Origin of the sequence: Psychrobacter sp. C 20.9 (genome assembly GCF_001921765.1) — a bacterium.
GTDB lineage: Bacteria > Pseudomonadota > Gammaproteobacteria > Pseudomonadales > Moraxellaceae > Psychrobacter > Psychrobacter piscatorii_B.
The window spans coordinates 22,573-48,695 of sequence record NZ_MRYC01000007.1 but is presented as its reverse complement, the minus strand read 5'-3'; the positions used below and the strand labels follow the sequence as shown (position 1 = coordinate 48,695).

The window sequence follows — 26,123 nt, the reverse complement described above, 5'->3', positions numbered from 1 at the left end:
ATTGTTACCTATTGCGAAATGTAAAAAGTGTTTTTTATGAAAAAACTGCCTATCAGAGACTAACAGGCAGTTATCAAAACTAAAAATAAAGACAGCAAGTTTTATCTAAATACCAGACTACCAGCCAAGTGCAGTCTGCTGCATTTTAATCAATTCAGCAATGCCTGTTTCAGCCAATGACAGCATAGCGTCTGCTTGAGCGCGGGTGAATGGCTTTTCTTCAGCAGTACCTTGAAGCTCAATAAACTCACCTTTTTGAGTCATAACGACGTTTAGGTCGGTATCACAGCTAGAGTCTTCTTCGTAGTTCAGATCCAGATAAGCTTCACCATCTTTCATACCAACAGAAACCGCAGCAACCAATCCAATCAGCGGATCAGCTTTGAGTTTTTTGCTCTTTTGGATAGTTTCTAACGCATCGATCAGTGCAACTGCCGCACCAGTGATACTGGCCGTACGAGTACCGCCATCCGCTTGCAATACATCACAATCAAGATAGATGGTGTTTTCACCAAGCTTACTTAAATCAATCATGGCACGTAAGCTACGACCGATCAGACGCTGAATCTCTTGCGTACGGCCTGACTGCTTGCCGCGAGCCGCTTCGCGTTGATTGCGAGTATTGGTTGCGCGTGGCAGCATACCGTATTCGGCGGTTATCCAACCTTTACCTTTACCTTTGAGCCAGCGCGGTACACCAGATTCGACACTGGCCGTACATAGCACTTTGGTATCGCCAAAACTGACCAATACTGACCCTTCAGCATGCTTAGTATAGTGGCGCTCAAAGCTGATAGAACGAAGTTGGTCAAGTTCACGATTGTCAATACGCATAAAAATTCCTAGTACAATATTATAAAAGCAGTGTCATAAAAGTACGCTATCAGTGGCTAATAAGCAGACCGACAGGTATCTGGTAGACTAAAATCTTAAGATATCCTAACGTGACAGCGGCGCAATGGCAAGATTCACGCCCGCCATTGCGCCGTCAGTTAGGCAATAATGGACGATAGAGGCTATTCTAAGCCTTCCATCTTACGCAATTCTTTACGTAGGATTTTGCCAACGTTCGACTTTGGTAATTCGTCGACGAACTGTATGTGACGCGGACGCTTGTAGCCAGTCAGTTGTTTTTTGCCGTACTCAAGCAGCTCTTTTTCGGTGACATCGCCTTTTTTGACCACAAATAGTTTTGGCTCTTCACCGCGCTCATCATTAGGAACGCCAATGGCACCGCACTCTACCACAGCTGGATGCTCACTCATGGCTTCTTCGATTTCATTTGGATACACGTTAAAACCAGATACCAAGATCATGTCTTTTTTGCGATCAACAATTTTGATAAAGCCTTTTTCGTCCATGATGCCAATGTCACCGGTTTTTAGGTAACCACTAGCGGTAAAGGACTCGGTTGTTTCCTTTGGACGGTTTTGATAACCAATCATCACTTGTGGACCTTTGACGCATATCTCACCGCGATCACCCAGCGCGACGACGTTTTCTTCTTCATCGATGAGCACGACATCGGTGCTAGGTGCAGGAATACCAATCTTGCCAGTAAACTCTGCGATGGTCATTGGGTTAAAAGCAACGACTGGTGACGTCTCAGATAATCCATAGCCTTCAACGATAGGTAGACCTGTGATTTTATGCCACTCTTTGGCAACGCTCGGCAATACGGACATACCACCGCCGATAGAGGCTTTTAGATTAGAGAAATCTAGGTCTGCAAAGCTGTCTTTGTGCACTAAGCCATTAAATAGCGTATTCACAGCTGGGATAAAAGAAGGTTTGTATTTACCCATCTCTTTGATAAGCCCATCGAGATCGCGCGGGTTAGGAATAAGCAAGCCTGTATAACCCTGGTACATGCTACATATACCGCATACCATAAATGAGAACACATGATACAACGGCAGTGCTGTCAAGATGACATCTCTGCTGTCTATATCATCTTCGAATGCACTATTCATCAGTGCACTAACCTGTAGCATATTGGCGACTAAGTTGCCATGAGATAGCATTGCCCCTTTCGCCACGCCTGTCGTCCCGCCTGTATATTGTAGTAATGCCACATCACTCAAGTTCAACTCAGGACGCTCATAATTACTGGCAGAGACTGCGCCCAATGCCTCCTTAAAGCTCACGCTATTTGGGATTCGATAAGGAGGAATCATTTTTTTGATATGACGAGCGACGAGGTTGACCACGACCCCTTTGACCGTACCCAGCATATCCCCAATCTTACAGACGACAACATGCTCAATTTGCCCTTTATCTTCGGCATCTTGATAGGTTTTCGCAAAATTCTCAACGATGAATAAGGCTTTGGCACCACTGTCATGGAGCTGATGGGACAATTCGCGACTGGTATATAAAGGGTTTACATTGACGAGTATCATACCGGCGCGAATGACACCTAACGCGATGATCGGATACTGTAAGAGGTTGGGCATCATAACCCCAACCTTATCGCCTTTAACCAACCCTAGCGATTGCAAATAACTGGCAATCTGGCGGCTATATAGGTCCAATTGCTTAAAACTAATCGAAGCGCCCATGCAAATATAGGCCGTTTTTTGGCCATAACGGTTAAAATTACGCTCAAACACATCAAGTAAAGAGGTACTGTCCTCTGGCATCTCAATCGTAGCATCAATGCTATAACGCTCATAAGCGCTCAACCATGGACTGTCACTGGCGATAGTCGGCATAGTAGGGAATGCATTGTCTTGATAAATATACTCAGATGCATTGCCTTTATCACTAGTGCCAGCGTTATTATCTGTTGTCTCTTTATTGATATTGTCCGTCATAATTTTCCTTAAATATTACTGTTAAAAACATAGAATACTTTATATAAAAACTCTGTTTTTTTTGATGGTGTAATGTTTGATGCAGCATGGTGAAATCGTATTAAATGAGCTCACAGGTCAGCGTAGCTATATCATTTTTATAATAATCGCTTTGCAAGTCATATTGAGTAAAATCATCACTCTATTATAAATAAATGCAAAAACCTCTTGGCTGGCACTATAGCAGTTTTACTAAAAATTCTCTATCTATACTCCTTATGCCCCACTATTCACAACAGGCACAACAGGCACAACAGGCACAAAGACAAAAAATGACAAGGCAGCACGAGACAACCTTATCATTTTGGTTATAACAATAACTAAATCTGGTTACTCAGCATATTACAAGTAGCAATCAATCATAGAGGTACTTATAAATAGCCAGTGATAAAACCCTATCTAAACATAAGCCTTCGTAGATTAACCGTGGTTTTTCTCTTCGAGTGCTCGTAAGTCTTTACGTAAGATTTTACCGACGTTCGATTTTGGCAGCTCGTCAATAAACTCAACATGGCGAGGACGTTTGTAGCCAGTTAAGTTTTCTTTACCGTAAGCGATGACTTCATCAGCAGTCAGACTGGCGTCACTACGTACCACGTAAATCTTCGGTACTTCACCGCTCTTCTCATCATCGATACCGATCACACCACATTCCAAAATCTTTGGATGTGTCGACATGGCGTCTTCTACTTCGTTTGGATAAACGTTAAAGCCAGATACCAAGATCATGTCTTTTTTGCGATCGACAATCTTAAAGTAACCGTCTTCATCCATCACGCCAATATCGCCAGTACGAAAGTAACCATCCGAAGTCATGACTTCAGCGGTCGCATCTTCACGCTTCCAGTAGCCTTTCATCACCTGCGGGCCACGGATACTAATCTCACCACGCTCACCCAAGGCCACTTCATTGCCTTCTTCATCCAAGATAGCCATATCAGTGGCAGGCATTGGCAAGCCGATGTTTCCTGAGAACTCACCCGTACCATGTGGGTTCGCTGAGGCAACTGGCGAGGTCTCTGACAGACCATAACCCTGAACGATGATATTGCCCGTTACCTGCTCCCATTTGGTCGCCGTGTCTTTGAGTACTGCCATACCGCCGCCCATAGACATCTCAAGCTTGCTATGATCTAGCGATTGGAATTCTTCGTTATTGGCAAGCGCAGTAAACAAAGTATTTACTGCTGGGAAAAACGCTGGTGGATAGTCTTTATATGCTTTGATAAGGCTTGGTAGATCACGTGGGTTTGGTACTAGCAGACCGATACAACCACGATATAGACCAAACATACCGCAGACCGTAAACGAGAAAATATGATATAGCGGCAGAGCCGTCATAATCACTGGCTGCTCATTACTCTTCTCAAACTTGTCAAAAGTATCGCCTAAATAAGTATCGCTTTGGATCAAGTTAGCCACCAAGTTACCATGCGTTAGCATAGCGCCTTTGGCCACCCCTGTCGTACCGCCCGTGTACTGAAGTACAGCGACATCATCGAGGCTGATATTGTTAGGACGTTTATAGCTTTTAGCAGAAAAAAGGTTCATTGCTTTTTTGAACTTGACGCTGCCTTTGATATGATAATCAGGCACCATTTTTTTGACGTGACGTACCACGGCATTGACAATAAAGCCCTTGAGCGGACTCATCATGTCACCCATTGAGGCAACTACGACATGATCGACTAAGCCTTGACCGATATCTTCATAAGTTTTGGCAAAGTTCTCAAGCAAAATCAAAACTTTGGTATCTGAATCTGTTAACTGATGTGACAGCTCTTTGGTGGTATAAAGTGGGTTGACGTTGACCAATGTCATACCAGCACGTAGCACCCCTAGCACCGCAACTGGTAGCTGCAAAATATTAGGCATCATTACTGCCACTTTATCGCCTTTTTGTAGCCCTAATGACTGAAGGTAAGCAGCAACTTGTTTACTATAGAGGTCCAACTCTTCGTAAGACAGCTTAACATCCATACAGACAAACGCCGTTTTGCCTGCATGATTGATAAAGTTTTGCTCAATGATATCAATCAATGAGGTGTTGGCTGGCGGCATATCAATATCATACTGAATGCCAAGTTTTTCGTATGTTTTGAGCCATACTTTGTCGTTGCGACGAATCAGGTTACCTTGATCTTCCATAATCTTTTCTCTCCTAGTAATAATACATTACCGTCAGCTCATGCAAATCACAGTGTGATAAACAGACGAAAAACCAGAGCGCAGTCTCACCATCATGATGACAAGCGAGGCTGCGATATAGTCGTAAGGTGATGAGCAAACAATGTAGTGGTAAATAGCCCTTTGTTCATTAACATACACACTTTATATAGACTACTCAATACAAAAGATTGTTATACGAGTTCTCAAACTGGCTTGACGGCTGATATTTTCATTAATATCAATTATTTATACCAACAAAAACTGGTCATGTCACTGAATTTTACCCACAGTACCTCTTTTATTTTAGACACAATATTTACATAATAAAACTGCCTTCGCGCATGCTCTCAAGGGCATCAGCTGGCCCAGTGAGCGGCGTAAAGTTACAGCAAGCTCCCTCTTTGTCACTGCCTGGTCGAGATATGCTAATTCTTGTCACTAATTCGGCACCGTCACTCTGGGATATTTATTAAAAATAAAAAATAAATGTTAGGTTTACTATACTTAACTTTATCTATAAAAGCCACGTACGGGGACATGGTAAGTAAAGTCTATAAAAGCCAGTATAAGCACGTCATGAGCTGTCGTATATTCTGATACATGTCTTTTTAATTGGATCAATATCCTTTACGATAGCACTATCTTATTTTTACGTGAATATCGCGCCGAACCTAAATGAGCATACGGTGCAGTTCACACCTATACTATGCCTAACTATATAAACCATACTAATTAAAAACTCATAAGCGAAGTCTATTTTATGTCTGATGTTATTGATCCTACTGTTGCCCCAATCATTCCTAATGAGCCGATGGATACTCGCTCAGTGGCAGAGTTCACTGAGCAGGCCTACCTCAATTATGCCATGTACGTCATCATGGATCGGGCGCTACCAAATATCGCTGACGGCCTAAAACCTGTTCAGCGCCGTATTGTCTACGCCATGAGCGAGCTTGGGCTAAAATCCTCTGCTAAGGCAAAAAAATCTGCACGTACGGTCGGTGATGTGCTCGGTAAATACCACCCACATGGTGACAGCGCGTGTTATGAAGCCATGGTGCTGATGGCACAGCCGTTCAGCTATCGCTATCCGCTTATCACGGGTCAAGGTAACTGGGGTAGCCCTGATGATCCTAAGTCCTTTGCGGCCATGCGTTATACCGAAGCCAAAATGTCTGCTTATGCCAACACCCTACTTGCAGAGTTGGGACAAGGCACGGTCGACTGGCAAGATAACTTTGACGGCACGATGGAAGAGCCAACCACTCTACCCGCCCGCCTGCCCAATATTTTATTAAACGGCACCACAGGAATCGCGGTTGGCATGGCAACTGACATTCCGCCGCATAACCTTAACGAAGTGGTACGCGCAGCGATTCGTTTATTAAAAAATCCTGAGCTGTCTGTTAAGCAGCTTACCCAGTCAATACCAGCACCAGATTTGCCAACGCCAGCTGAAATCATCACTAGCAAAAAAGACTTGCAGGCGATGTATGAAACAGGGCGTGGAAGTTACAAAATGCGCGCGACTTTTCATATCGACCCCAAAGAGAAGAATTTAGTCATTATTGACGCGCTGCCTTACCAAGTCTCAGGCAACAAAATCCAAGAGCAAATCGCCAAGCTCATGACGGATAAAAAACTGCCTTGGATTACCGATATTCATGATGAATCAGATCATGAGAACGCTTGTCGTATCGTATTAGAATTGCGCTCAACGCGCGTCGATGTCGATCGCGTTATGAGCCATCTGTTTGCTAGCACCGATCTTGAGAGCAACTACCGCGTCAATATGAACATGATTGGCCTCAATGGTAAGCCGCAGGTCAAAAATCTAAAAGAAATCTTAGAAGAATGGCTCATTTGTCGCCGCTCAGTGGTCACACGCCGTCTGCAATATCGTCTTGATAAAATCGATAAGCGCTTGCACATCCTTGCAGGTTTGCTAATTGCTTATCTCAATATCGATGAAGTGATACGCATCATTCGTGAAGAAGACGATCCAAAAGCAACATTGATGCAAGACTATGACCTGACTGACATTCAGGCCAATGCCATCTTAGATATTCGTCTGCGTCAGTTGGCAAAGTTAGAGGAAATTGAGTTACGCCGCGAGCAAGATGAACTCGCTGCCGAACGCGCCATTATTCAAGAGTACTTGGACAATCCAGATAGTCTCACCAATCTCATGATTGAAGAGCTCACCGCCGATATGAAAGAACACGGCAATGAGCGTGTGTCGCCATTAGCAGAACGCGAAGAAGCACAAGCATTAAAAGAGTCAGACCTCGTACCGAGCGAGCCGGTCACCGCTATCCTATCGAAAGCGGGCTGGATTCGCGCGGCCAAAGGCCATGATGTCGATGCCGCTGGTATGAGTTATCGCTCAGGGGACAGTTATCAAGCGCACGTGCGCGGCAAGTCCAATGAGAAAATTTACGTCCTCGATAGTACAGGACGTAGCTATAGTATTGATACGCACAACCTTGCCTCCGCGCGTGGTCAAGGCGACCCGCTGACCAGTGTGTTAAAACCGCCAGCCGGTGCAAGCTTTGAGCAGCTATTGACTGGTGCTGACGATCAACGCATCATTCTTGCCAGCTCGCAAGGTTATGGCTTTATCAACACCCTTGGTAATTTAGACAGCAATCAAAAGGCAGGCAAGAATGTCATTAACCTCGCTGCCGATAGTCGCTTGCTGTCTGTCGCTCGTATCGATGCGCCAGTAAAAATGGCGGATAACACTGACGACGAGACCACCAAGTTAGAGATAACGCCTGACCATGTCGCAGTGGTAACCAATGCCGGATATCTACTAATATTTGCCCTCGATGATTTGCCCGAACAGGCTCGCGGTAAAGGTAATAAATTGATTAAGCTGAAAGATGATGAAGAAGTGCTGGCTATTACGCCACTCAGTTTACAAAACAGCCTCGTCATTACTGCTGGCAAACGCCACGTGACACTCAAGCCGAATGACTTGGCTAACTATACGGGCAGTCGTGGTAATCGCGGTGGGCAGTTACCACGAGGCTTTCAGAATGTAACGAGTGTTGAAATAGCAGGATAATTCATAAGCCCAGTTCAGTAGAATGAATTAAGGAGTAACAAAACATGACTTTAAACAATTATTCAGTCGACCTGCTTTATAGGTAAATCAAACAAAGCTCATTCTCAGCAAAAAGCCGCCTACACAAACGTATAGGCGGCTTTTTTGTACTAATAAAGGTTTGTATTACCAAGAACAAAAATTTGTACTACAGCAGAAAAATGCCTGACCATATTTGAATATTAAAACTAAGAGCCACCGAAACTAGAAACGATTAAAAGTAGAGTGAAAAAACACAGTTGTAGCGAACAGATACGCTCCATTTACATATCGTTAAGCAGTTCATCTGTGAACAGCGCATCCATAAAACTTGTGATTCGATCTTTCGGCATTAGGTAGGGATTAAAGTCAGTACCTGCCGAAAAATGTCTGAGGGTATGCACTTCATATTCAGGAGTTGGTGTTAAGTATCTGATCAAAAATCCATCCCATTTACGTGTCTCTACCTCTTTAATATCTACAACATGGATAAAAAGATGTGGACGTTCCGTGATAATCCTTGTTATCAGCTCGTTGACATCAAGTCTTGAACCTTCAATATTTTGAATAATATAGTTGTCGTTGATGGCCAGTGCTGAGGTTATACCGCTTTTCTCGTTGTTTCGTCTTGCTATCTCAAAAGTACGAGCCATTTTCACGCCATTATCTTTTTCGCGGTTTTTGCCAATATACGTTAGACTGATGAGAATGTGAGCACCGTTTTTATTTCTCTCGTCTGAAATCATTCCCTTCTCTCTTCTAAATTAGCACTTAATAGCGTTACCCAAATACAGCCTATTTAGCAAAAATTGGTTGAATGCAAAAAAGTCTAAACGATCTCTACACTACTATATGTCACTACTGAGTTATTGCTGTAGATTAAAGATAGCTATCGACTCGATATATATTTTTCTACACAATTAATGCAGCTGTCAAATAGTATTTATTGTAGGTATGGCGTGTTGAACACTCAACCATAGCACTGACAGAGGCTATTTTTTAGGCAATTCTCAGGTAAAAATAGTGTTCAAAAAATGTTCAATCTGAGTACTTTTCATTAAGTAGGGATTAAAATCATAACCCGCTGAGAAGCTTTTTAAGGCATATTCCTCATCTTCAGCGCTTGATGTTAAATATTTGGTTAAAAACCCATTCCATCTCCGCACCTCTATTTCCTCAACTCCAATGATATGAGACAATAGATGAGGATAGTCATTAATCAATATTGCTAAGACTTCATTGATAATAGGCCTTGAGCCTTCAATATTTTGAATTAAGTAATTATCATTAATAGCAAGTGCAGAGGTTATATCACTTTTCTCATTATTTCTGCGCCATCGCTCAAGAATTCGAGTTAACTCTACTCCGTTATTTTTTTCGCTATTTCTTCCGATATAAGTGAGACTGAGAAGAATATGCTCGCCATTTCTATTATTATTTTTTGAAGTATGGCTCGTCGTTATATGCATAAATAACCTTATTTGCAAAACACTTTTCTAAACTAAAACAAACTTTAAACTCAAAATATTGCTGATCAATCAGAATTACAACAACAGCCCACTCGCATCAGTTAAATACTTGCTTCATCGCTTAACAAGCCATTAATTGCAGAAGATCGAAGTTAAAGTCAAATAACATCACGGATTTGTGATTTTTTCTCATCAAAAATTGTTTTCAAAAAATTTTCAATCTGCGCACTTGTCATTAGATATGGATTATAGTCAGAACCTGCTGAGAAGCTCTTTAAAGTATACTCTTCGTCTTCAGCGCTTGAGGTGAGATGTTTGATTAAAAAACCACTCCATTGACGCGACTCTATTTCCTCTATGTTTACAATATTAGGAAAGATGGTTGAGTGCTCGTCAAATATCTTTGCCAAGGCAGTATTGATAGCAGGCCTTGTCCCTTGAAAACTTTGAACAAAATAACCCTCACTAATAACTAAAGCTGAAACGATATCATTTTCTTCAAAATATCTGCGCCAATACTCAAGTGCGCGAGTCAGCTCGATTCCTGAATTTAGCTCGACATTTTTGGCGATATATGTCATGTGAATAAGAATATGCTCGCCATTTCTTTTCTTATTTTCTGGAGTATGGCTTGTCGTTATAATATTCATAAGGAACCCTATTTGCAAAATACTTATCTAAATTAAGATACACTTTATTATAAAATATAATCAATGAAATTGTTACGTTTTGACCGAATTTTTACCATCTATTATTATTTTTTTAAATTATGACATAGCCTTTTTGATTAAATAGGACGCCAATATTTACTATCGCGAATTTTACTACAAATGTTGGTAAAAGCTGTGTGATTGTATTATTCTAATAGCTCAAAAGCCTAATCTATATTTGACTATAATTACTATTGTTTAATCCCAAAATAACAATAACTAAGCTTTCCTTGATTGAAAATCTCGAGTTTTCGATGTTTTTAATAAAATAATAACTATTATTGACAAGCGCTGAAGTGATATTGCTTTTTTCGTTATTTTTTCGTGCCGTCTCAAAGGTACGAGTCAGTTTTATGCCATTATCTTTCTCACGATTTTTACCGATATATGTGAGGCTAACCAGAATATCTGCACCGTCTTTATCTCCCTCCTCTAAAACTTCAGTACCAGATTCTGAGATGTCATCAATAACGTTGTGCATAAAGAATTTCAATGATCAAAAGCCGCTTTAAATTAAGATACCCTTTAATCTAAAGTACAATCAACAACATTTTGTATTTTTTAGTAGGTTTTTACCCGTTCTCACTCTTTTCTAGAGAGACAGCGTTGCAGTTTCAATAAGATGGCGTATTCCTCCTCCTATCGCCACATCGTAGTACTACAGATTTTGATACATTTAGTGCGGTAGTCTTGTCTGATAAAAAATAAAGCTAAACTATTTTTCCCTATAACACTAATTCAGCCCCAAAATAGGAATCACCAAATCTTCTTCATCAGTGAGATGTTGCGACAGTAGCTCACTGGCATCCATTAAGCGCTGATGCAATTGCTCACCCAGTGCTTTATCTTCAGTGTTGCTTGATGCTAGCCTACTGTTTAGCACTTGCAACTCATTAAGTAGTGCATCCAAATGTACGTGGTCACGATCTAATATCTCAAAACCTGCTTTTAGTTGAGGATACATGCGAATGAACTGTGGAAAGTAGCCGGTATCTTCAATATTATGGTGTTGGTGTAACTTAAAAATATATTGATTAATCCGTGGTGAGATTTGTGAGCGGTATTCTGACCATTTAATATCACCGGCATGATAGGCGTCACTGATTTGGATAAGAGTGTGTTGGCGTTTACGTATATCAGCGTGAATACTTAACCAAAACGATGTCTTATAAATATAATCTGCACTGAGCCATTGATTGGGCGGTAGCTTCTCGTATAAAAACAGCCAATCAACCTCTAACCGACTGTCAGGATGACGTGGAGTCGGAGCAAGCAGCCCCTCATCTGCTATATCTTGAGCGTTTGAGTTTTGAGCGGAAGCAGTCATAATATTGTCCCCATAAATTACTTTGCTTATTCAAACTTTCTCTATGAATGCTTGAGTCGTTATCAATAAATACTCTTTCAAGAACTTAGCTCAGAAAACAACATAGTAGTTTATTAGATAAACTAAAAAATATTTAATTTAAGTGTAGTCTATATATAGACTACACATAGAATATCAACGGTATCTTCGGTAATACGTTAGCAACTTTATGAATCATCAAAGTGAATAGCGTAAGACCAATGCGTTACACAACCTAGTCAAAACTCTCATCGTTTTTGGCTGATGAGCCTGTAGGATAAAACGAATAATACAGTCGCTCAGGTATTAGTAATCAGCTACTATTACCTTTAATAGCAGCGCTCAAAATGTAAAGGACAACCATGTTTATCGAAGATAAAATTGCTCAAGAAAGTATGAATACCAAAGTTTCTACACCTAAAGTCATCTTTTTCGATATCGATGATACCTTGAGTCGCAGCGGCGTCATTGCCGAACATAATAAAGCAACCCTTGAGCAACTGGCAGACACTGATATCAAGTTGGTGATTTCAACTGGGCGCTCCAAGGCCATATTGCCTGAGGATATTTTAGCATTGCTTGATGCAGATATATTGGATGCCATTATTTGTATGAATGGACAGTATAGCTTTGATAAAACTGGCCGAATCAGCCACTATCCATTGTCAGATGAGCAAACAGATAAAATCGTGCGTTTGTGCCAGCAGAGTGACTTGATTCATAAATTTGACTCTGCCACTCATATCGCTTGGTCAGGTGAAAATGATCGTTTGCGTGAATTCAATGCTGTCACACCCAACTCTATTCTTGACCCTGAGTATTACAAATCAAATACCGTCTATCAGTGCTCCGTATTTTTTAATAATCAACAAGAAAAAATGCAAGATATCGACTTTGCGCAGTATGATTTAAAACTGGTGCATTGGCATCAAATCGGTGCAGATATATTGCCAATAGAAGCATCAAAAGCTCGCGGTATCAAAGATGTCTGCGAATACTATGCGGTAGATGTTAGCGAGTGTATGGCGTTTGGCGATGGTATGAATGACTTAGAAATGTTTGATTTGGTGGGGTTTGCGGTTGCGATGGGGGATGCGCAGCCTGATCTGATAGCGCGTGCTGATTTCGTCACAGGTACGATCGAAGAGTACGGCATACAGACAGTGCTTGAACCGTTCTACGCCACCTCGTCAACCAAATAAAATCTTATTTGAGCATGTATTGCGTACCTATCAATATCCTGTCAAAGCATCGTTGAACTACCATCAACAGTCATTGAATCTTCGGTGATAGCGGCGCTCAGTCATTGCGTCGCATCCTTTGCTGTTCTGGTGTAGCTAATTATTATGTTAAGTTCTAAGTTATAAGTTCTTGGCGCTATTTGACGCTTGAACCTTCGCTTGTCCTTATACTTGTAATAGCATAGGTCTATACGGCCATTATTTGTCTCACCCTTGGCAATACTCTAGAAAACCCACTCAGCATTGACTGTCTTTAAACCAATTTTCATTACTCATTTGATTAGTATTATTAGCGACCTTTATTAGCATAACTAAGCATCGTCTCGATAATAGCCCTTTAAATTGTACAAAGTAATAACCATAATAGTTTTATTAGCGACATCAGGCATCGACTGCCTGATTATTTTTATCAACTTCTTGATTTGCATTATTTTTATTTAGGAGAAGTATTTTGACCCATTTATCATCGTCCCGTCCAGACAGCCCAGCTCGTATCGGCCGTATAGTACCAAAAGCATTATTAGCGGCAGCTATTGGCTTGGCATTATCCAGCTGTAGCAATTCTGACAATGCGGCAGATGCTAGCGCTGCGGCCAGCACTGAGGCGCTCAATTTGTATAACTGGTCAGAATACATGCCACAAGAGATTTTGGATGGTTTTGAAGAAGAAACTGGCATCGCAGTCAATTACACGACGTTTGATTCAAACGAAGCGATGTACGCCAAACTTAAACTGCTCGATGATTCTAGCCAGTATGATTTGGCCATTCCATCGACTTATTATGTCGAAAAAATGGCCAAAGAAGGGTTACTGCAAGAGTTAGATAAGTCTAAATTAAGTAACTTTAAAAACCTCGATACGTCATTTACTAACACCAAAGTCGACCCTGACAATAAATACTCTATACCGTACATGTGGGGTAGCACCGGTCTTGCGATCAATGGCGATAGTGTCGATCCTGCAACTGTGAATAGCTGGAACGACCTATGGGACCCTAAGTACAAAGGTCAGGTGATGCTTACCAACGATGTGCGTGAAGTGTTCGGTATGGCGTTACTGACGCTAGGCTACTCGGGCAACAGTAGCAATCCTGATGAAATCAAAGCGGCTTACGACAAGCTTACAACGTTAATGCCAAACGTCAAAACGTTTAACTCTGATGCGACACGTATGCCGTACATCGAAGGTGAGACGTCTCTTGGCATGACGTGGAATGGCGAAGCGGTCATGGCGAATGACGAAGGTCTAACGAGCCTAGCTTATAAATACCCAACTGAAGGCGCTATCTTGTGGATGGACAACTTTGTCATTCCAAAAAATGCCAAACAGGTTGATGCAGCACATAAATTTATTGATTACTTATTGCGTCCTGAAAACGCCAAAATCGTGAGTGAAGAAATTGGTTATGCCTCACCAAACCAGGCAGCACGAGAGCTGATGGATGAAAGCGTTCGCAACAATCCAACGATTTACCCATCTAAAGACGTGTTAGCCAAAGCGGAATTCCAAGAAGATGTGGGCGATGAAGCACTACAAGTGTATCAACAATACTGGGATAAGCTAAAAACGGGTCGCTAATAGCCATGGTTTAATACCTTTAAAATAAAGTAAATCTTTAAGAAAAAACGCTGATCCTAAATGGTCAGCGTTTTTTTGTGCGTTATAAATGCAAATCTGTCTCGCCGCCCTGCTCTTTCATCCGGCGCTGCTCACGGCGCTGATAACCCAGCCCAGATGCAGCAAACCAGTGTAGCTTAGAGGCTTGTAACAGATCACTCAATTGCTGCAACTGGGTTTGCAACGTCTGTGTTAACCAAAAATACCCCTGCCACTCAAATGCTAAGTGCTGCACACTTGGATATTCTGACACAGCAATACGAGTAATCGGGCGAAACACTTCATCACTTGGACTTCGGAGTACCGCCGCCATATGCTGCATGGCTTGCGTCAATTCGTGCTGATAATGTATCAGTAACACATGGTTTTCTTCATCAATTTCGATATTCGCCAAACGCGGAGCAGCGCTTAATAATAAATCAATCGTTCCGATAATATTACGATGGGTACGCTGAATTGTCTCTAGCGTCTCTTTTTCGATTCCTGACTCACTTGCTGTCGCAGCGATATGTGGACGCACAGCCAGCAGGCGTTTGTTGATCTGCTGTAGCGCTGTTACCAACTTCCTATCAACGGGTACTTCTTTAATAGGAAAGGCCATTGGGTTTGATTTTTGAGTAGCATTGTCCATTACCCCATCCGCTGCATCAATATGATGACCCACGCCAGCATAGAGACTGCTACAAGCGTCAAGATTACTACTCAATAAAAACCGCCACATCAACGTTGATTTGAGCGGTAAAATCAGCGTCACTGCTACCGAAACACCTGTACCCAGTAAGATATTTAGCGCGCGGTAGATGCCATCTTGACCGATGCTGTTGTGACCCAAGTCAGAGACAATCATCAACATAGTGATACCCGTTAGCAACCCTGTATATCCGAGCTTTCTGACGGCTAAATAGCCAATGATGCCGCTTAATATACCGATAAGTGCATAATCGATCCATAGCCATGCACCTGCATTTTGAATGAACCACAGCACCCCAAGGGCCGTACCTATGCCTAATAGAGTACCCAAGACACGCTCTTTGGCTTTGGTATAGATAGCGCCTTGATACTGCAATAATCCCAAGATAATAAAAACCGTAATGGTGGTCCACTCACCATGCGGCAGGTTGGTGAGTTTATTGGCCAGTAGCGCCAGTATGACAGCCGTTCCTAAGCGAATGGCGTGCAAGACGTCGGCATGTTGATAGCGAACATAAGGCTCAGTAAATGGAGCAGTAATAAGCTGGTAAAGGGTTGATTTCACGCAAGGCTACTCTTTTTAGTGAATAAACGAGTTTTAGTGGATAAATGAGGTAAACGATAAAGCATATAGGGTACGCAAAAACATGCTAGCAGTCGAGCCTCGATTTACCAAGCATCACTCAAAAAAAACGCCTTTTGTCTGATAAAAGACAAAAGACGTTTACATCACAAACCACTAATAAATCGTGGAATCTAAATCGAGGTAATTATACTTCTAAAAAGTCTAGTATACCTTCTGCTGCTTCGCGGCCTTCCCAAATAGCCGTCACGACCAAATCAGAGCCACGTACCATATCACCACCTGCAAAAATTTTGGGATTCTGCGTTTGGAATTTAAAGGTTTGTTTTTCTGCAGCCAACACTCGACCAGAGCTGTCCATTGCCACTTGCTGCGACTCGAACCAATCAGCAGGACTTGGTCTAAAGCCAAATGCCATAATCACGGCATCACATGGGATAATCTCTTCAGAATTAGGAATCGGCTCAGGACGCTGGCGACCGCGGTTATCTGGCGCACCTAAGTGCGTCGTGACTACTTTTACCCCATTAACCTTGCCATTTAAGCCAATGATTTCAGTAGGCTGGCGATTGAATAAAAACTCAACCCCTTCCTCACGAGCATTGACTACTTCGCGGCGTGAGCCAGGCATATTTTCTTCATCACGGCGATAAGCACAGACGACTTTTTCAGCACCTTGACGAATACTGGTACGGTTACAGTCCATCGCTGTGTCACCACCTCCTAGTACGACAACTCTTTTGCCTTTAAGGTCGATGTACTCTTCGGCATCTTTTTCCCAGTCGTTACAGCGATTGACGTTGGCAATCAGATAATCTAATGCATCATAAACGCCATCTAGCTCTTCACCAGCAAACCCGCCGCGCATATACGTATAGGTACCCATACCCATAAATACCGCGTCATATTCAGCCAATAGCTCATCAATGGTGACGTCTGTACCGATTTCCGTCTCTAACCGGAACTCCATACCCATGCCTTCAAAAATCACGCGGCGGTTGCGCATGACATCCTTTTCCATTTTGAACTCAGGAATACCAAAGGTCAATAAGCCGCCAATTTCAGGGCGCTTATCAAAAACGACAGGCTTTACACCATTTCTAACCAAGATGTCCGCACAACCAAGACCTGCTGGCCCTGCACCAATGATAGCGACTTTTTTGTCCGTCCAAACCACCTCGGACATATCTGGACGCCAGCCAAGGGCAAAAGCAGTATCGTTGATGTACTTTTCAACATTACCAATCGTCACTGCCCCAAAACCGTCATTTAAGGTACAAGCGCCTTCACACAAACGATCTTGCGGACAAACTCGTCCACAGACCTCAGGCAAGGTATTGGTACGGTGACACAATTCAGCCGCTTGAAAGATCTGTCCTTCGGTCGCCAGCTTTAGCCAGTTAGGAATATAGTTGTGTACTGGGCATTTCCACTCGCAGTACGGATTACCACACTCAAGACAACGGTGCGCTTGCTGAGCAACAGCTTCGTTTTCAAAAGGTTTATAAATCTCAACAAACTCTGTTGAGCGCGTTGCAATGTCTTTTTTGGTTGGATCAAATCTCGGTACATCTAAAAACTGGAAATTATTTTCTAAGCGTTTTGCCATGGTACTATCTCTTTTATATAAGGCTCTTTTGCAGTGGGTGGCGACAGTCAAGCGATGTGTTGTTTGTCTAAAATCTAAGACATATATCGCTGCTGTCACGTACCTGCTGAAAACCTGTGAGTTAAAACGTCTCTAAAAACGGAACGCTGGCTACCCTAATTAAAGTCATTGTCGATTCCTCAATACGATCTCTTAAGACAATCGATTGACACGACCGACAATGACAAATCGGCTATTGTGGGTCGGCCATGGTAGTTTTAAGAAGACTTGCAATGTTCGCCGCTTTTGGCTTCACCAAATAGAATTTACGAACATAGTGCTCAAAGTCGTCCAATATCGTCTGACCCCACGCACTGCCTGTTTTATCTACATGAGCTTCAATCACTTGTTGTAAGTGAATGCGATGCTCTTCTGTTTGCTCGCTTGAGATACGGTTGAGATCGATCAGTTCATGGTTGCAACGATCAAAGAAGTCGCCTTCCATGTCGAGTACATAAGCAAAACCACCCGTCATACCAGCGCCGAAGTTGAGTCCAGTACGTCCAAGAATCGTGACGATACCACCAGTCATATATTCACAGCAATGGTCACCTGTACCCTCGATGACTGCATGCGCACCAGAGTTACGGACGCCAAAACGCTCACCTGCGGTCCCAGCAGCATATAACTTACCGCCCGTTGCACCATATAGACAAGTATTACCGATGATGGCGGTTTCTTGTGCCGTAAAGTTTGAGTCTTTAGGTGGATAAATGACAATCTCACCGCCAGCCATGCCTTTACCCACATAGTCATTGGCATCGCCTTCAAGCTCAATATTTAGGCCGCCAGCATTCCACACGCCTAAACTTTGCCCTGCAGTACCTGTCAGGCGAAGCTTGATCGGCATATCGCTCATGCCAAGGTTGCCCCATACTTGCGCAATCTCACCAGAGATACGAGCACCGATAGAGCGGTCACAGTTGCCAACGAAATAGCTATAATCGCCGCCTGAGCCTTGGCGAATATTGACGAGCATATCGCGAATCATCTGCTCAGCGAGCAAGCCTTTATCAAACGGCTCGTTACGCTCCACCTGACACGTTTGAGCTTTGCCCACACTGGCTGGGTGACTAAATAGCAATGGCGTTAAATCAAGATGACGCTGCTTGTCCGTATTACCTTCTAAGATATCGAGCAAGTCAGTACGACCGACCAGCTCTTCCATACTACGAACACCTAGCGCTGCTAACCATTCACGTGTTTCAGTCGCCACAAATTTAAAGAAATTAATCAGCATTTCTGCTTCACCAATGAAATGCTCATCACGCAGCTTGGCTTTTTGGGTAGCAACCCCTGTTGGACAATTATTTAAATGACAGATACGAAGGTACTTACAACCAACCGCAATCATCGGCGTAGTACCAAAGCCAAAGCTCTCTGCACCAAGAATGGCAGCCTTGACGACATCCAATCCTGTTTTTAAACCACCATCGGTCTGAACACGTACCTTATCACGTAACCCATTCACTCGTAGGGACTGATGGGTTTCAGCCAGACCTAGCTCCCATGGCGAGCCTGCATGATGGATAGACGATAGCGGAGATGCTGCTGTACCACCATCATAACCTGAGATCGTAATCAAATCGGCATAGGCTTTTGCAACGCCTGTCGCGATCGTACCAACACCCGGACGCGACACCAATTTAACGGATACCAATGCATCTGGATTGACTTGCTTCAAATCAAAAATCAGCTGCGCCAGATCTTCGATAGAGTAAATATCATGATGCGGCGGCGGTGAAATCAAGGTCACGCCTGGCACCGAATAACGCAAGCGCGCAATCAGCGCATTCACTTTACCACCAGGTAGCTGACCACCCTCGCCCGGTTTTGCGCCTTGAGCGACCTTAATCTGCATCACTTCTGCTGAGCGCAGATATGCAGGTGTCACCCCAAAACGACCAGAGGCCACTTGCTTGATCTTTGAGTTGCGCAATGTGCCATAACGCGCAGGATCTTCACCGCCCTCACCAGAGTTTGAACGTCCACCGATAGTATTCATCGCCATTGCAATCGATTCATGCGCCTCAGGAGACAGCGCACCTAGTGACATGCCAGCTGAGTCAAAACGCGTCAAAATCTCAGAGATATCTTCAACATCATCGACATCGATACTGTTGTCAGTCTTTAGTTGCAACAAGTCACGTAAGGTCGCCACTGGGCGGCTATTGACTAGATTGGCATAATTCTGATAATTCTCATAATCGCCCGTACGTACTGCCGTATGCAGGCTGTTGATCACGTCAGGGTTAAAGGCATGGTACTCTTTATTGAAGACAAATTTGAGCAAACCGCCCTGATCTAGTGGCGCACGACGCTTAAATGCGTTGGCAGCCAGTTGCGCTTGGTCAGCGGCAAGATCTGCAAAGGTAGCGCCTTTGATGCGGCTTTGTACACCTTTAAAACATAGGCTCACGACCTCTTCAGACAGACCAACTGCTTCAAACAGCTGCGCACCGCGATACGACACAATGGTAGAGATACCCATTTTTGATAAGATTTTTAGCAAACCTTTATCCAAGCCTTTGCGGAAATTAACGCGAGCTTGAATCGGATCACCAAGCAATTCACCAGTAGCCACCAAGTCATCGATAACATCATATGCCAGATATGGATACACACAAGTTGCACCAAACCCGATCAATACAGCCACTTGATGCGAATCGCGCGCAAGACCTGTCTCAATCACCAAGTTAGCATCGGTACGGATACCTTCTGCAATCAGGTAATGGTGCACGGCTCCTGTGACTAGGATGGCATTGGCAGGTACTTTTTCTGCATCGATCTCTTTATCAGACAGTACGATCAAGGTATTGCCCGAACGGATTTTATCTGCCACTTCTTCGCAAATAGCAACGATAGCATCAGATAACTCTAAAGTACGGTCATAGTTCAGATCGATACGAGCCATCTTGAATGCTGGATTATCCAAGGTTTCAAGCTGCTGCATCTTGCTGGCTGACAAGACTGGTGATGACAAAATAATACGATGAGCATCTCTTGAAGATGGCGCAAACACATTAGTCTCAGCACCTAGGCAAGTTTGTAGTGACATCACAATGGATTCACGTAGTGGATCAATTGGCGGGTTGGTCACCTGTGCAAATTGCTGACGGAAAAAATCACCGACATGGCGGATTTGCTGCGATAGTACTGCCATTGGCGTGTCATCACCCATCGAACCTACTGGCTCTTGGCCGTTTTCAGCATTAGGACGGATGATCTCTGTACGCTCTTCATTGGTGATGTGATACATCTTTTGTAAAGCTTTTAGCTTATCGCCACGGCACGCTTGCGCTGCTAAGGTTTCTTCTAAGCGCTCATCATCACGGACACGTGTCGCTTCTTCACGCAGCCACTTTCGATACGGATGCGCATTTTTCAGCAACGTTGCAACAGCAGTCGTATCCATCACTTGACCTGTCAACGTATCAATAACCAGCATTTGACCTGGGCCGACACGACCTTTTGCCAACACATCTTGTGGTGAGTAGTCCCAAACACCAACCTCTGATGCAACCGTGATATAACCGTTCTTGGTGGTCACCCAACGTGACGGACGCAGACCGTTTCTATCGAGCATACAGACGGCATAGCGTCCATCTTGGATCACAAGCCCTGCAGGACCATCCCACGCTTCCATATGCTGCGAATAAAACTCATAAAACGCTCGCAAATCCATATCCATGCTATCGACGTTCTGCCACGCTGGTGGAACCAAAATCGACATCGCATGGAACAAATTCATACCACCAGACATTAGCACTTCAAGCATGTTATCTAGGCTTGATGAATCAGAACCTGTACTGTTTACAAGCGGCGTCAATTCATTTAAGTTCGGCAGTTTGTCTGATTTGAGCTTTGGCGTGCGTGCTTTAGACCAGTTGCGGTTACCTGTAATGGTATTCAATTCACCATTATGAGCCAGATAACGGAACGGCTGTGCCAATGGCCAACGCGGCAAAGTATTGGTGGAGAAACGCTGATGGAAAACCACGATATGTGACGCCAAGCGCTCGTCTTGAAGATCCAAGAAAAATGCTGGCAGGTCTGATGGCATGACCAGACCTTTATAAATAATGGTCTGGCAGCTTAATGAACATACATAAAACAGCTCGTCATCTGTCAGGCGCTGCTCTGCTTTTTTGCGTGCAACAAATAGCTTACGGTTGAAATCTTCAGCAGCCAAGTCATCTGGCGCATTGACAAATACCTGCTTAAAATCTGGTAATGTCTCACGGCCGATCTCACCCACAATACTCAAATCAAGTGGCACATCACGCCAGCCAGCGACTTCTAATCCTTGAGCGGTAATCTCATCGCTCAATACTTGCTGGCTATGCTTGGCTTTATCATCATCCAAATTGACGAACACCATACCAACGGCAAAGTTGTCTGTGATTGCGAATTGCTGCTCATCAGCGATCTGTTTAAAGAAGTCGGTAGGCGTCGCTAATAGTAGACCGCAACCATCACCAGTTCTACCATCTGCCGCCACACCACCACGATGTGTCATGCAACTTAAACTATGAATGGCGGTTTTTACCAAATTATGGCTGGCTTCACCCTTAATATGAGCAATTAGACCAAAACCGCAATTATCAGAAAAATCATCTGGCGTGGCCAGGTGTGTTTGCGAGGAAATCATTGACATAGCTTGTCCTTTTAAGTAGACGGGCAACTTACATCTCCAATGCGGAGCATAAGCTGGTACCCGTAAGCAGAACGGGCTGATAGTGGATATTCGGATAGTTGAATTAGTAAATGGTGCGAGGCTCAATCGACATCATGCTCTAAAAGCAAGTAAACCTTTGACCCTCCTGGTCATCAGATAATGTCGTGACATATGCGTCGTATATTAAAGACAGTAAATGGCAGCCCTTTGAAACAGAGTAATTTATACCCCTAAATGCCAATTGCCCAATCAGTAATACGTTATGTCGTTTGTTTAAGCATCGTGTGTTATGTCGTTATATCTAGCAATGAGAGCTGGACATCCAACCATTTAATAACCGTGCATATGGTTCGTCTTGAATATCTGACGCTCTGTATTCAAGCGCCTTATTCACTCTAAAAAGAGTGACAATAAGAGAGGTTGCGTCACTTACAAGAACTTTAACATAGCCAGTAAGTAGCCGCGCTTGAGAAAACAAACCCTAGTAACACACCTTATAAATCATTGATTTGCTACTAAATGCTTGTTTAATAATAGTTTTTTACGATAACTATACAGAACGTCGCCCACAGTTATATTAGTTAATGATTCACAAAAAATCTAGTCTTTTCTATCGATTCATCAGCCATAATTTGTATAAGGTCTCATTACTATTGGTTATAGGACGATTAAGAACCCATTAGAAATATAATATAAAGCGCCTACGTAGGGTTGCATAAGGCAGTGGATGAGTTGTGTCTACCTTTAACACTTTGCCCCAAAATAGCGACAGTAGCCACTAATATATTAAAAAAACGAAGTATAAAAAACCCCACTAACCAATTAGCTAGTGGGGTTTTCAATAACAGAAAATTCGTATCAGTTGCTTTTGTCCTCTATTAACGACTTGATACTGTCACTATTATTTTTAGGCGCATTATTATTTTTAGGTGCATTTGCATTACTATTTGCCCCATTGTTGCTCGTATTGGGCGGTTTTGGCGCAGGTACAGCGGGTGGTTTTTTAGCGGTGCTATTATCTGCACCTGCTGTTGACGGCTTTTTATTTTCCTGCTTGGAGTTATTGGTATTACTTTCCGTTTGACTTGATGCCTCATCAGTTGATTGTGGCTCATTACCAACTGTGCGCTCTTCTGTGACAGATAATGTTTCAGAGGTATCTGCAGATTGACGGATGCTTTCTACTGGGGTGCTATCGTTAGAGGGTCGTTGACTATCGCGACTCGCATTGGTGTTAGCGGCTTCTTGCTCATTAGCCGTATTATTAACTGCTTGAGCTTGCTGACGTACTGGTATTTCACGCTTAGTCGGTTTTAGATTGACAGCGCGCGTGCGCTTCGTACTTAAATCTTTTACTGGATCAGGACGCTCGTAGTTATCGATAATACTTACGTATCGATTGATCTCCTCCGGTAGCACACGTACATTGGCAGGCAGTTTAAAATCTGTGAGCTTTGCTGCCCCAACGGCCTCCTGTGGACTACTCATGATTCCGTAAGTCAGCATATAACGGACTTGATTTTCACTATCAAGATAGCGAAAATAAGCGAACTTATCACGATCTTCACGGCCTTCTAAATAACTGACAATCACGTCATTTTCAGCGACATTCATCACCTGCACGGTCCACTTACCCTTGTTGGCAAGTAGATAGCGCTTGTCTTTAAACTCGTCAGGATAATTACGCAAGTCACGGACAGTCGTATCAAAACTAATCGGCTGTACATCGGTATCCAGCTCGTGAAGCGACTCGATTTTTAATGGTTGCTCAAACTCATCAGCCAACATTTGCGGTGCTGATACTGGTTCATTTTCAATTTTGGCACCCATCGCTGGCGTTTGGCTTAGCATCCAGACTAACGCTGTCACAACACCTAATAGTAACGTCGCGACCAGCCAAATCAGGGCTTGACGACTGTATGATTGGCCAGCGGTACGCGTCTTCGATTTTGATGCTGCCATTGGGAGGTCCTTGGTAAAAACATATTTAAGAGCATTACATCAATGCTCATTCAAATAGAAGTGCAGCTAGTGCAGCCTATAAATCTGCTGTACATATCAAGCTTTAGTACGAACACTCACTAAAATTTTGATACATTATGTGCTGTGTTGTGACAACACTTCGAGCAACAGATCGTCATTGAAGTCATTGGTTAACACTGCACTTCCTATTGATTTTAACAAAATCAGCCGGATTTGTCCGTGTTTCACTTTTTTATCGTGCCCCATCAAGTTCAGAGCAGTTTGTACATCAATGGCAGGCGGTTTGGTTGGCAGGTTACCTAGCATTAAAACACGCTTAATGCGCTCAACCTCATCAAGGGTCAACCAACCAATTTTTTGGGACAGTTCAGCCGCTTGCATCATGCCCGCCGCTACCGCCTCACCATGCAACCAATTGCCGTAGCCTTGATGGGTCTCGATCACATGACCAAACGTATGTCCAAAGTTCAACAGAGCACGCACACCTGACTCTCTTTCATCTTGAGCGACCACATCTGCTTTGTATTGACAGCAGCGCTTCACCGCCTCGCCAAGTACTGCCAGATCCAACGCCATCATTGCAGGTAGATTCTCTTCAAGCCATGTCAAAAACGCTTCATCCATGATGAGCGCATACTTAATAATTTCAGCGACTCCTGCTGATAGCTCACGTGCAGGCAACGTTTTGAGCGTACTCATATCAGCGAGCACCATTTGTGGCTGCCAGAATGCGCCAATCATATTTTTGCCTTGCGCATGATTGATGCCCGTTTTGCCGCCAACGCTAGAATCGACTTGCGATAATAAGGTCGTTGGAATTTGGATAAAGTTGACCCCGCGCATAAAACTTGCCGCAGCAAAACCTGTCATATCACCCACCACGCCGCCACCAAGTGCGATAAGCGTGACATCACGATTGAAATGCTCTGCCATTAGTGCATCATATATTTGGTCAATGCTTGTCTGGTTCTTATATTGCTCACCATCTGGTAACACGCAAACTTTTACCGTAAACTGCTCTGCTAGCTCGTTTTCTAAAGCTTGCAAGTATAGAGGTGCCACGGTATCGTTAGTCACAATCAATACTTGGCAACCCTTAATATAAGGTGCGACTTGCTTTGCCATACTGCTGTCTTTTGACGTCGCATCTTCAGTAATAATGATTGGATAATCATGACTTTGCGTACGAACTGTTAAGCTATCATGAAACAGTGACGTTGCCATGAGACACTCCTTAAGCATTTATAGTTGGGTAAAAGTAGCTGAGTGTACCTACCTATCATATCAATAGATAATATCGGTCTACTCTTTATTGTCTTTTGGTATGGTGGCAGTACCATCAAAAAATGCGTTCAGCTGCTGCATTAATTGGCTGACCATATGACGTGGATAAGTGTGACCAGTGGGCATAATAATATGCGCGACCTGACGATATAACGGATCGCGAATACTATATAGATCTTGCAGTATTTTTCTAGGATTAGGCTGTTGTAAAAGAGGCCGTGACTTGTCTTTAGAAGTGCGGGCCATTTGCACATCGACCGGGGCATTGAGATAAACCACGATACCACGCTGTTTTAAGAACTCTCGGTTTTCAGCAGCCAATACTGCGCCACCGCCAGTTGCTAATACAATTTGGGGAGATTGAGTCAGCTCATCAATGGCACGCGTTTCACGCTCACGAAAACCCGCTTCACCTTCTTTGGCGAATATCCAAGCAATGTCAGCACCGGTTTGCGATTCGATATACCAATCACTATCTACAAAAGTGCGACCTAACTGCTTGGCCAGTAACTTACCGATCGTCGTCTTCCCCGCTCCCATCGGACCCACTAAAAACACCGACGGCAATTCCTGCACCATAATACTCACTCAGCTAAATTAGCTATCATACAACGTCATTGATATTCTGGCTAGTAATGCGCTGTGATTATTGTTAGTAATATTTAGCGCTTATCGTCCATTAATCCATGCATATAGCTCGCAATATTAAAGATGCTAAGTTTATGCACAAAAAAAAGTAAGCACTAAGGCTTACTTTTTTAG

At 43.3% G+C, this 26,123-nt stretch carries 17 protein-coding genes; 3 read left to right on the top strand and 14 right to left on the bottom strand.

Features of this window, described 5'->3' with window-relative positions:
- Positions 1 to 117: 117 nt before the first annotated feature.
- From rph to BTW00_RS06225, 3 genes are all read right to left on the bottom strand, one after another.
- Complete coding sequence (gene rph / locus BTW00_RS06235; protein WP_058024458.1) at positions 118 to 834, bottom strand: ribonuclease PH; 717 nt, start codon at positions 832 to 834, stop codon at positions 118 to 120.
- A gap of 182 nt (positions 835 to 1,016) precedes the next feature.
- On the bottom strand, positions 1,017 to 2,816 hold the full coding sequence (locus BTW00_RS06230; protein WP_083603589.1) for an AMP-binding protein: 1,800 nt from the start codon (positions 2,814 to 2,816) through the stop codon (positions 1,017 to 1,019).
- 459 nt (positions 2,817 to 3,275) lie between these two features.
- Entirely contained in the window at positions 3,276 to 5,003 is a 1,728-nt protein-coding gene (locus tag BTW00_RS06225) for an AMP-binding protein (RefSeq protein ID WP_058024459.1), read from the bottom strand.
- Between the two features lie 781 nt (positions 5,004 to 5,784).
- Here BTW00_RS06225 and parC point away from each other — a divergent pair.
- Positions 5,785 to 8,094 carry a DNA topoisomerase IV subunit A gene (parC, locus tag BTW00_RS06220; protein WP_075106704.1) on the top strand — a complete coding sequence of 770 codons (2,310 nt, stop codon included), beginning with the start codon at positions 5,785 to 5,787 and terminating at the stop codon, positions 8,092 to 8,094.
- Between the two features lie 302 nt (positions 8,095 to 8,396).
- Here parC and BTW00_RS06215 read toward each other — a convergent pair whose 3' ends face one another.
- From BTW00_RS06215 to BTW00_RS06195, 5 genes are all read right to left on the bottom strand, one after another.
- Positions 8,397 to 8,858, bottom strand: a complete 462-nt coding sequence (locus BTW00_RS06215) for a BLUF domain-containing protein (RefSeq protein WP_075106703.1) — start codon at positions 8,856 to 8,858, stop codon at positions 8,397 to 8,399.
- A 264-nt stretch (positions 8,859 to 9,122) separates the two neighbouring features.
- Complete coding sequence (locus BTW00_RS06210; protein ID WP_075106702.1) at positions 9,123 to 9,581, bottom strand: BLUF domain-containing protein; 459 nt, start codon at positions 9,579 to 9,581, stop codon at positions 9,123 to 9,125.
- A gap of 158 nt (positions 9,582 to 9,739) precedes the next feature.
- Positions 9,740 to 10,231, bottom strand: a complete 492-nt coding sequence (locus tag BTW00_RS06205) for a BLUF domain-containing protein (protein WP_075106701.1) — start codon at positions 10,229 to 10,231, stop codon at positions 9,740 to 9,742.
- Between the two features lie 232 nt (positions 10,232 to 10,463).
- Positions 10,464 to 10,772 carry a BLUF domain-containing protein gene (locus BTW00_RS06200; RefSeq protein ID WP_075106700.1) on the bottom strand — a complete coding sequence of 103 codons (309 nt, stop codon included), beginning with the start codon at positions 10,770 to 10,772 and terminating at the stop codon, positions 10,464 to 10,466.
- A gap of 252 nt (positions 10,773 to 11,024) precedes the next feature.
- Positions 11,025 to 11,618, bottom strand: coding sequence for a hemerythrin domain-containing protein (locus BTW00_RS06195; RefSeq protein WP_083603588.1), 594 nt, complete (start codon positions 11,616 to 11,618; stop codon positions 11,025 to 11,027).
- 380 nt (positions 11,619 to 11,998) lie between these two features.
- On the opposite strand from BTW00_RS06195, the gene BTW00_RS06190 reads away from it, so the two are divergent.
- Together BTW00_RS06190 and BTW00_RS06185 are read left to right on the top strand one after the other, a co-directional pair.
- Positions 11,999 to 12,838: an HAD family hydrolase gene (locus tag BTW00_RS06190; RefSeq protein WP_256714016.1), complete on the top strand. Its 840-nt coding sequence runs from the start codon at positions 11,999 to 12,001 to the stop codon at positions 12,836 to 12,838.
- Positions 12,839 to 13,328: 490 nt separating this feature from the next.
- Positions 13,329 to 14,456, top strand: coding sequence for a PotD/PotF family extracellular solute-binding protein (locus BTW00_RS06185; RefSeq protein WP_075106699.1), 1,128 nt, complete (start codon positions 13,329 to 13,331; stop codon positions 14,454 to 14,456).
- Between the two features lie 82 nt (positions 14,457 to 14,538).
- Here the strand turns inward: BTW00_RS06185 and BTW00_RS06180 are convergent, their stop codons facing one another.
- The 6 genes from BTW00_RS06180 to aroK form a co-directional block, all read right to left on the bottom strand.
- Complete coding sequence (locus BTW00_RS06180; RefSeq protein WP_075106698.1) at positions 14,539 to 15,750, bottom strand: FUSC family protein; 1,212 nt, start codon at positions 15,748 to 15,750, stop codon at positions 14,539 to 14,541.
- A gap of 205 nt (positions 15,751 to 15,955) precedes the next feature.
- Positions 15,956 to 17,377, bottom strand: a complete 1,422-nt coding sequence (locus BTW00_RS06175; RefSeq protein WP_075106697.1) for a glutamate synthase subunit beta — start codon at positions 17,375 to 17,377, stop codon at positions 15,956 to 15,958.
- Between the two features lie 232 nt (positions 17,378 to 17,609).
- Positions 17,610 to 22,073, bottom strand: a complete 4,464-nt coding sequence (gene gltB / locus BTW00_RS06170) for a glutamate synthase large subunit (RefSeq protein ID WP_075106696.1) — start codon at positions 22,071 to 22,073, stop codon at positions 17,610 to 17,612.
- Positions 22,074 to 22,952: 879 nt separating this feature from the next.
- Complete coding sequence (locus tag BTW00_RS06165) at positions 22,953 to 24,056, bottom strand: hypothetical protein (RefSeq protein WP_075106695.1); 1,104 nt, start codon at positions 24,054 to 24,056, stop codon at positions 22,953 to 22,955.
- Between the two features lie 135 nt (positions 24,057 to 24,191).
- Positions 24,192 to 25,301: a 3-dehydroquinate synthase gene (aroB, locus tag BTW00_RS06160; RefSeq protein WP_075106694.1), complete on the bottom strand. Its 1,110-nt coding sequence runs from the start codon at positions 25,299 to 25,301 to the stop codon at positions 24,192 to 24,194.
- Between the two features lie 78 nt (positions 25,302 to 25,379).
- Positions 25,380 to 25,940, bottom strand: coding sequence for a shikimate kinase AroK (gene aroK, locus BTW00_RS06155; protein WP_075106693.1), 561 nt, complete (start codon positions 25,938 to 25,940; stop codon positions 25,380 to 25,382).
- Positions 25,941 to 26,123: the final 183 nt, after the last annotated feature.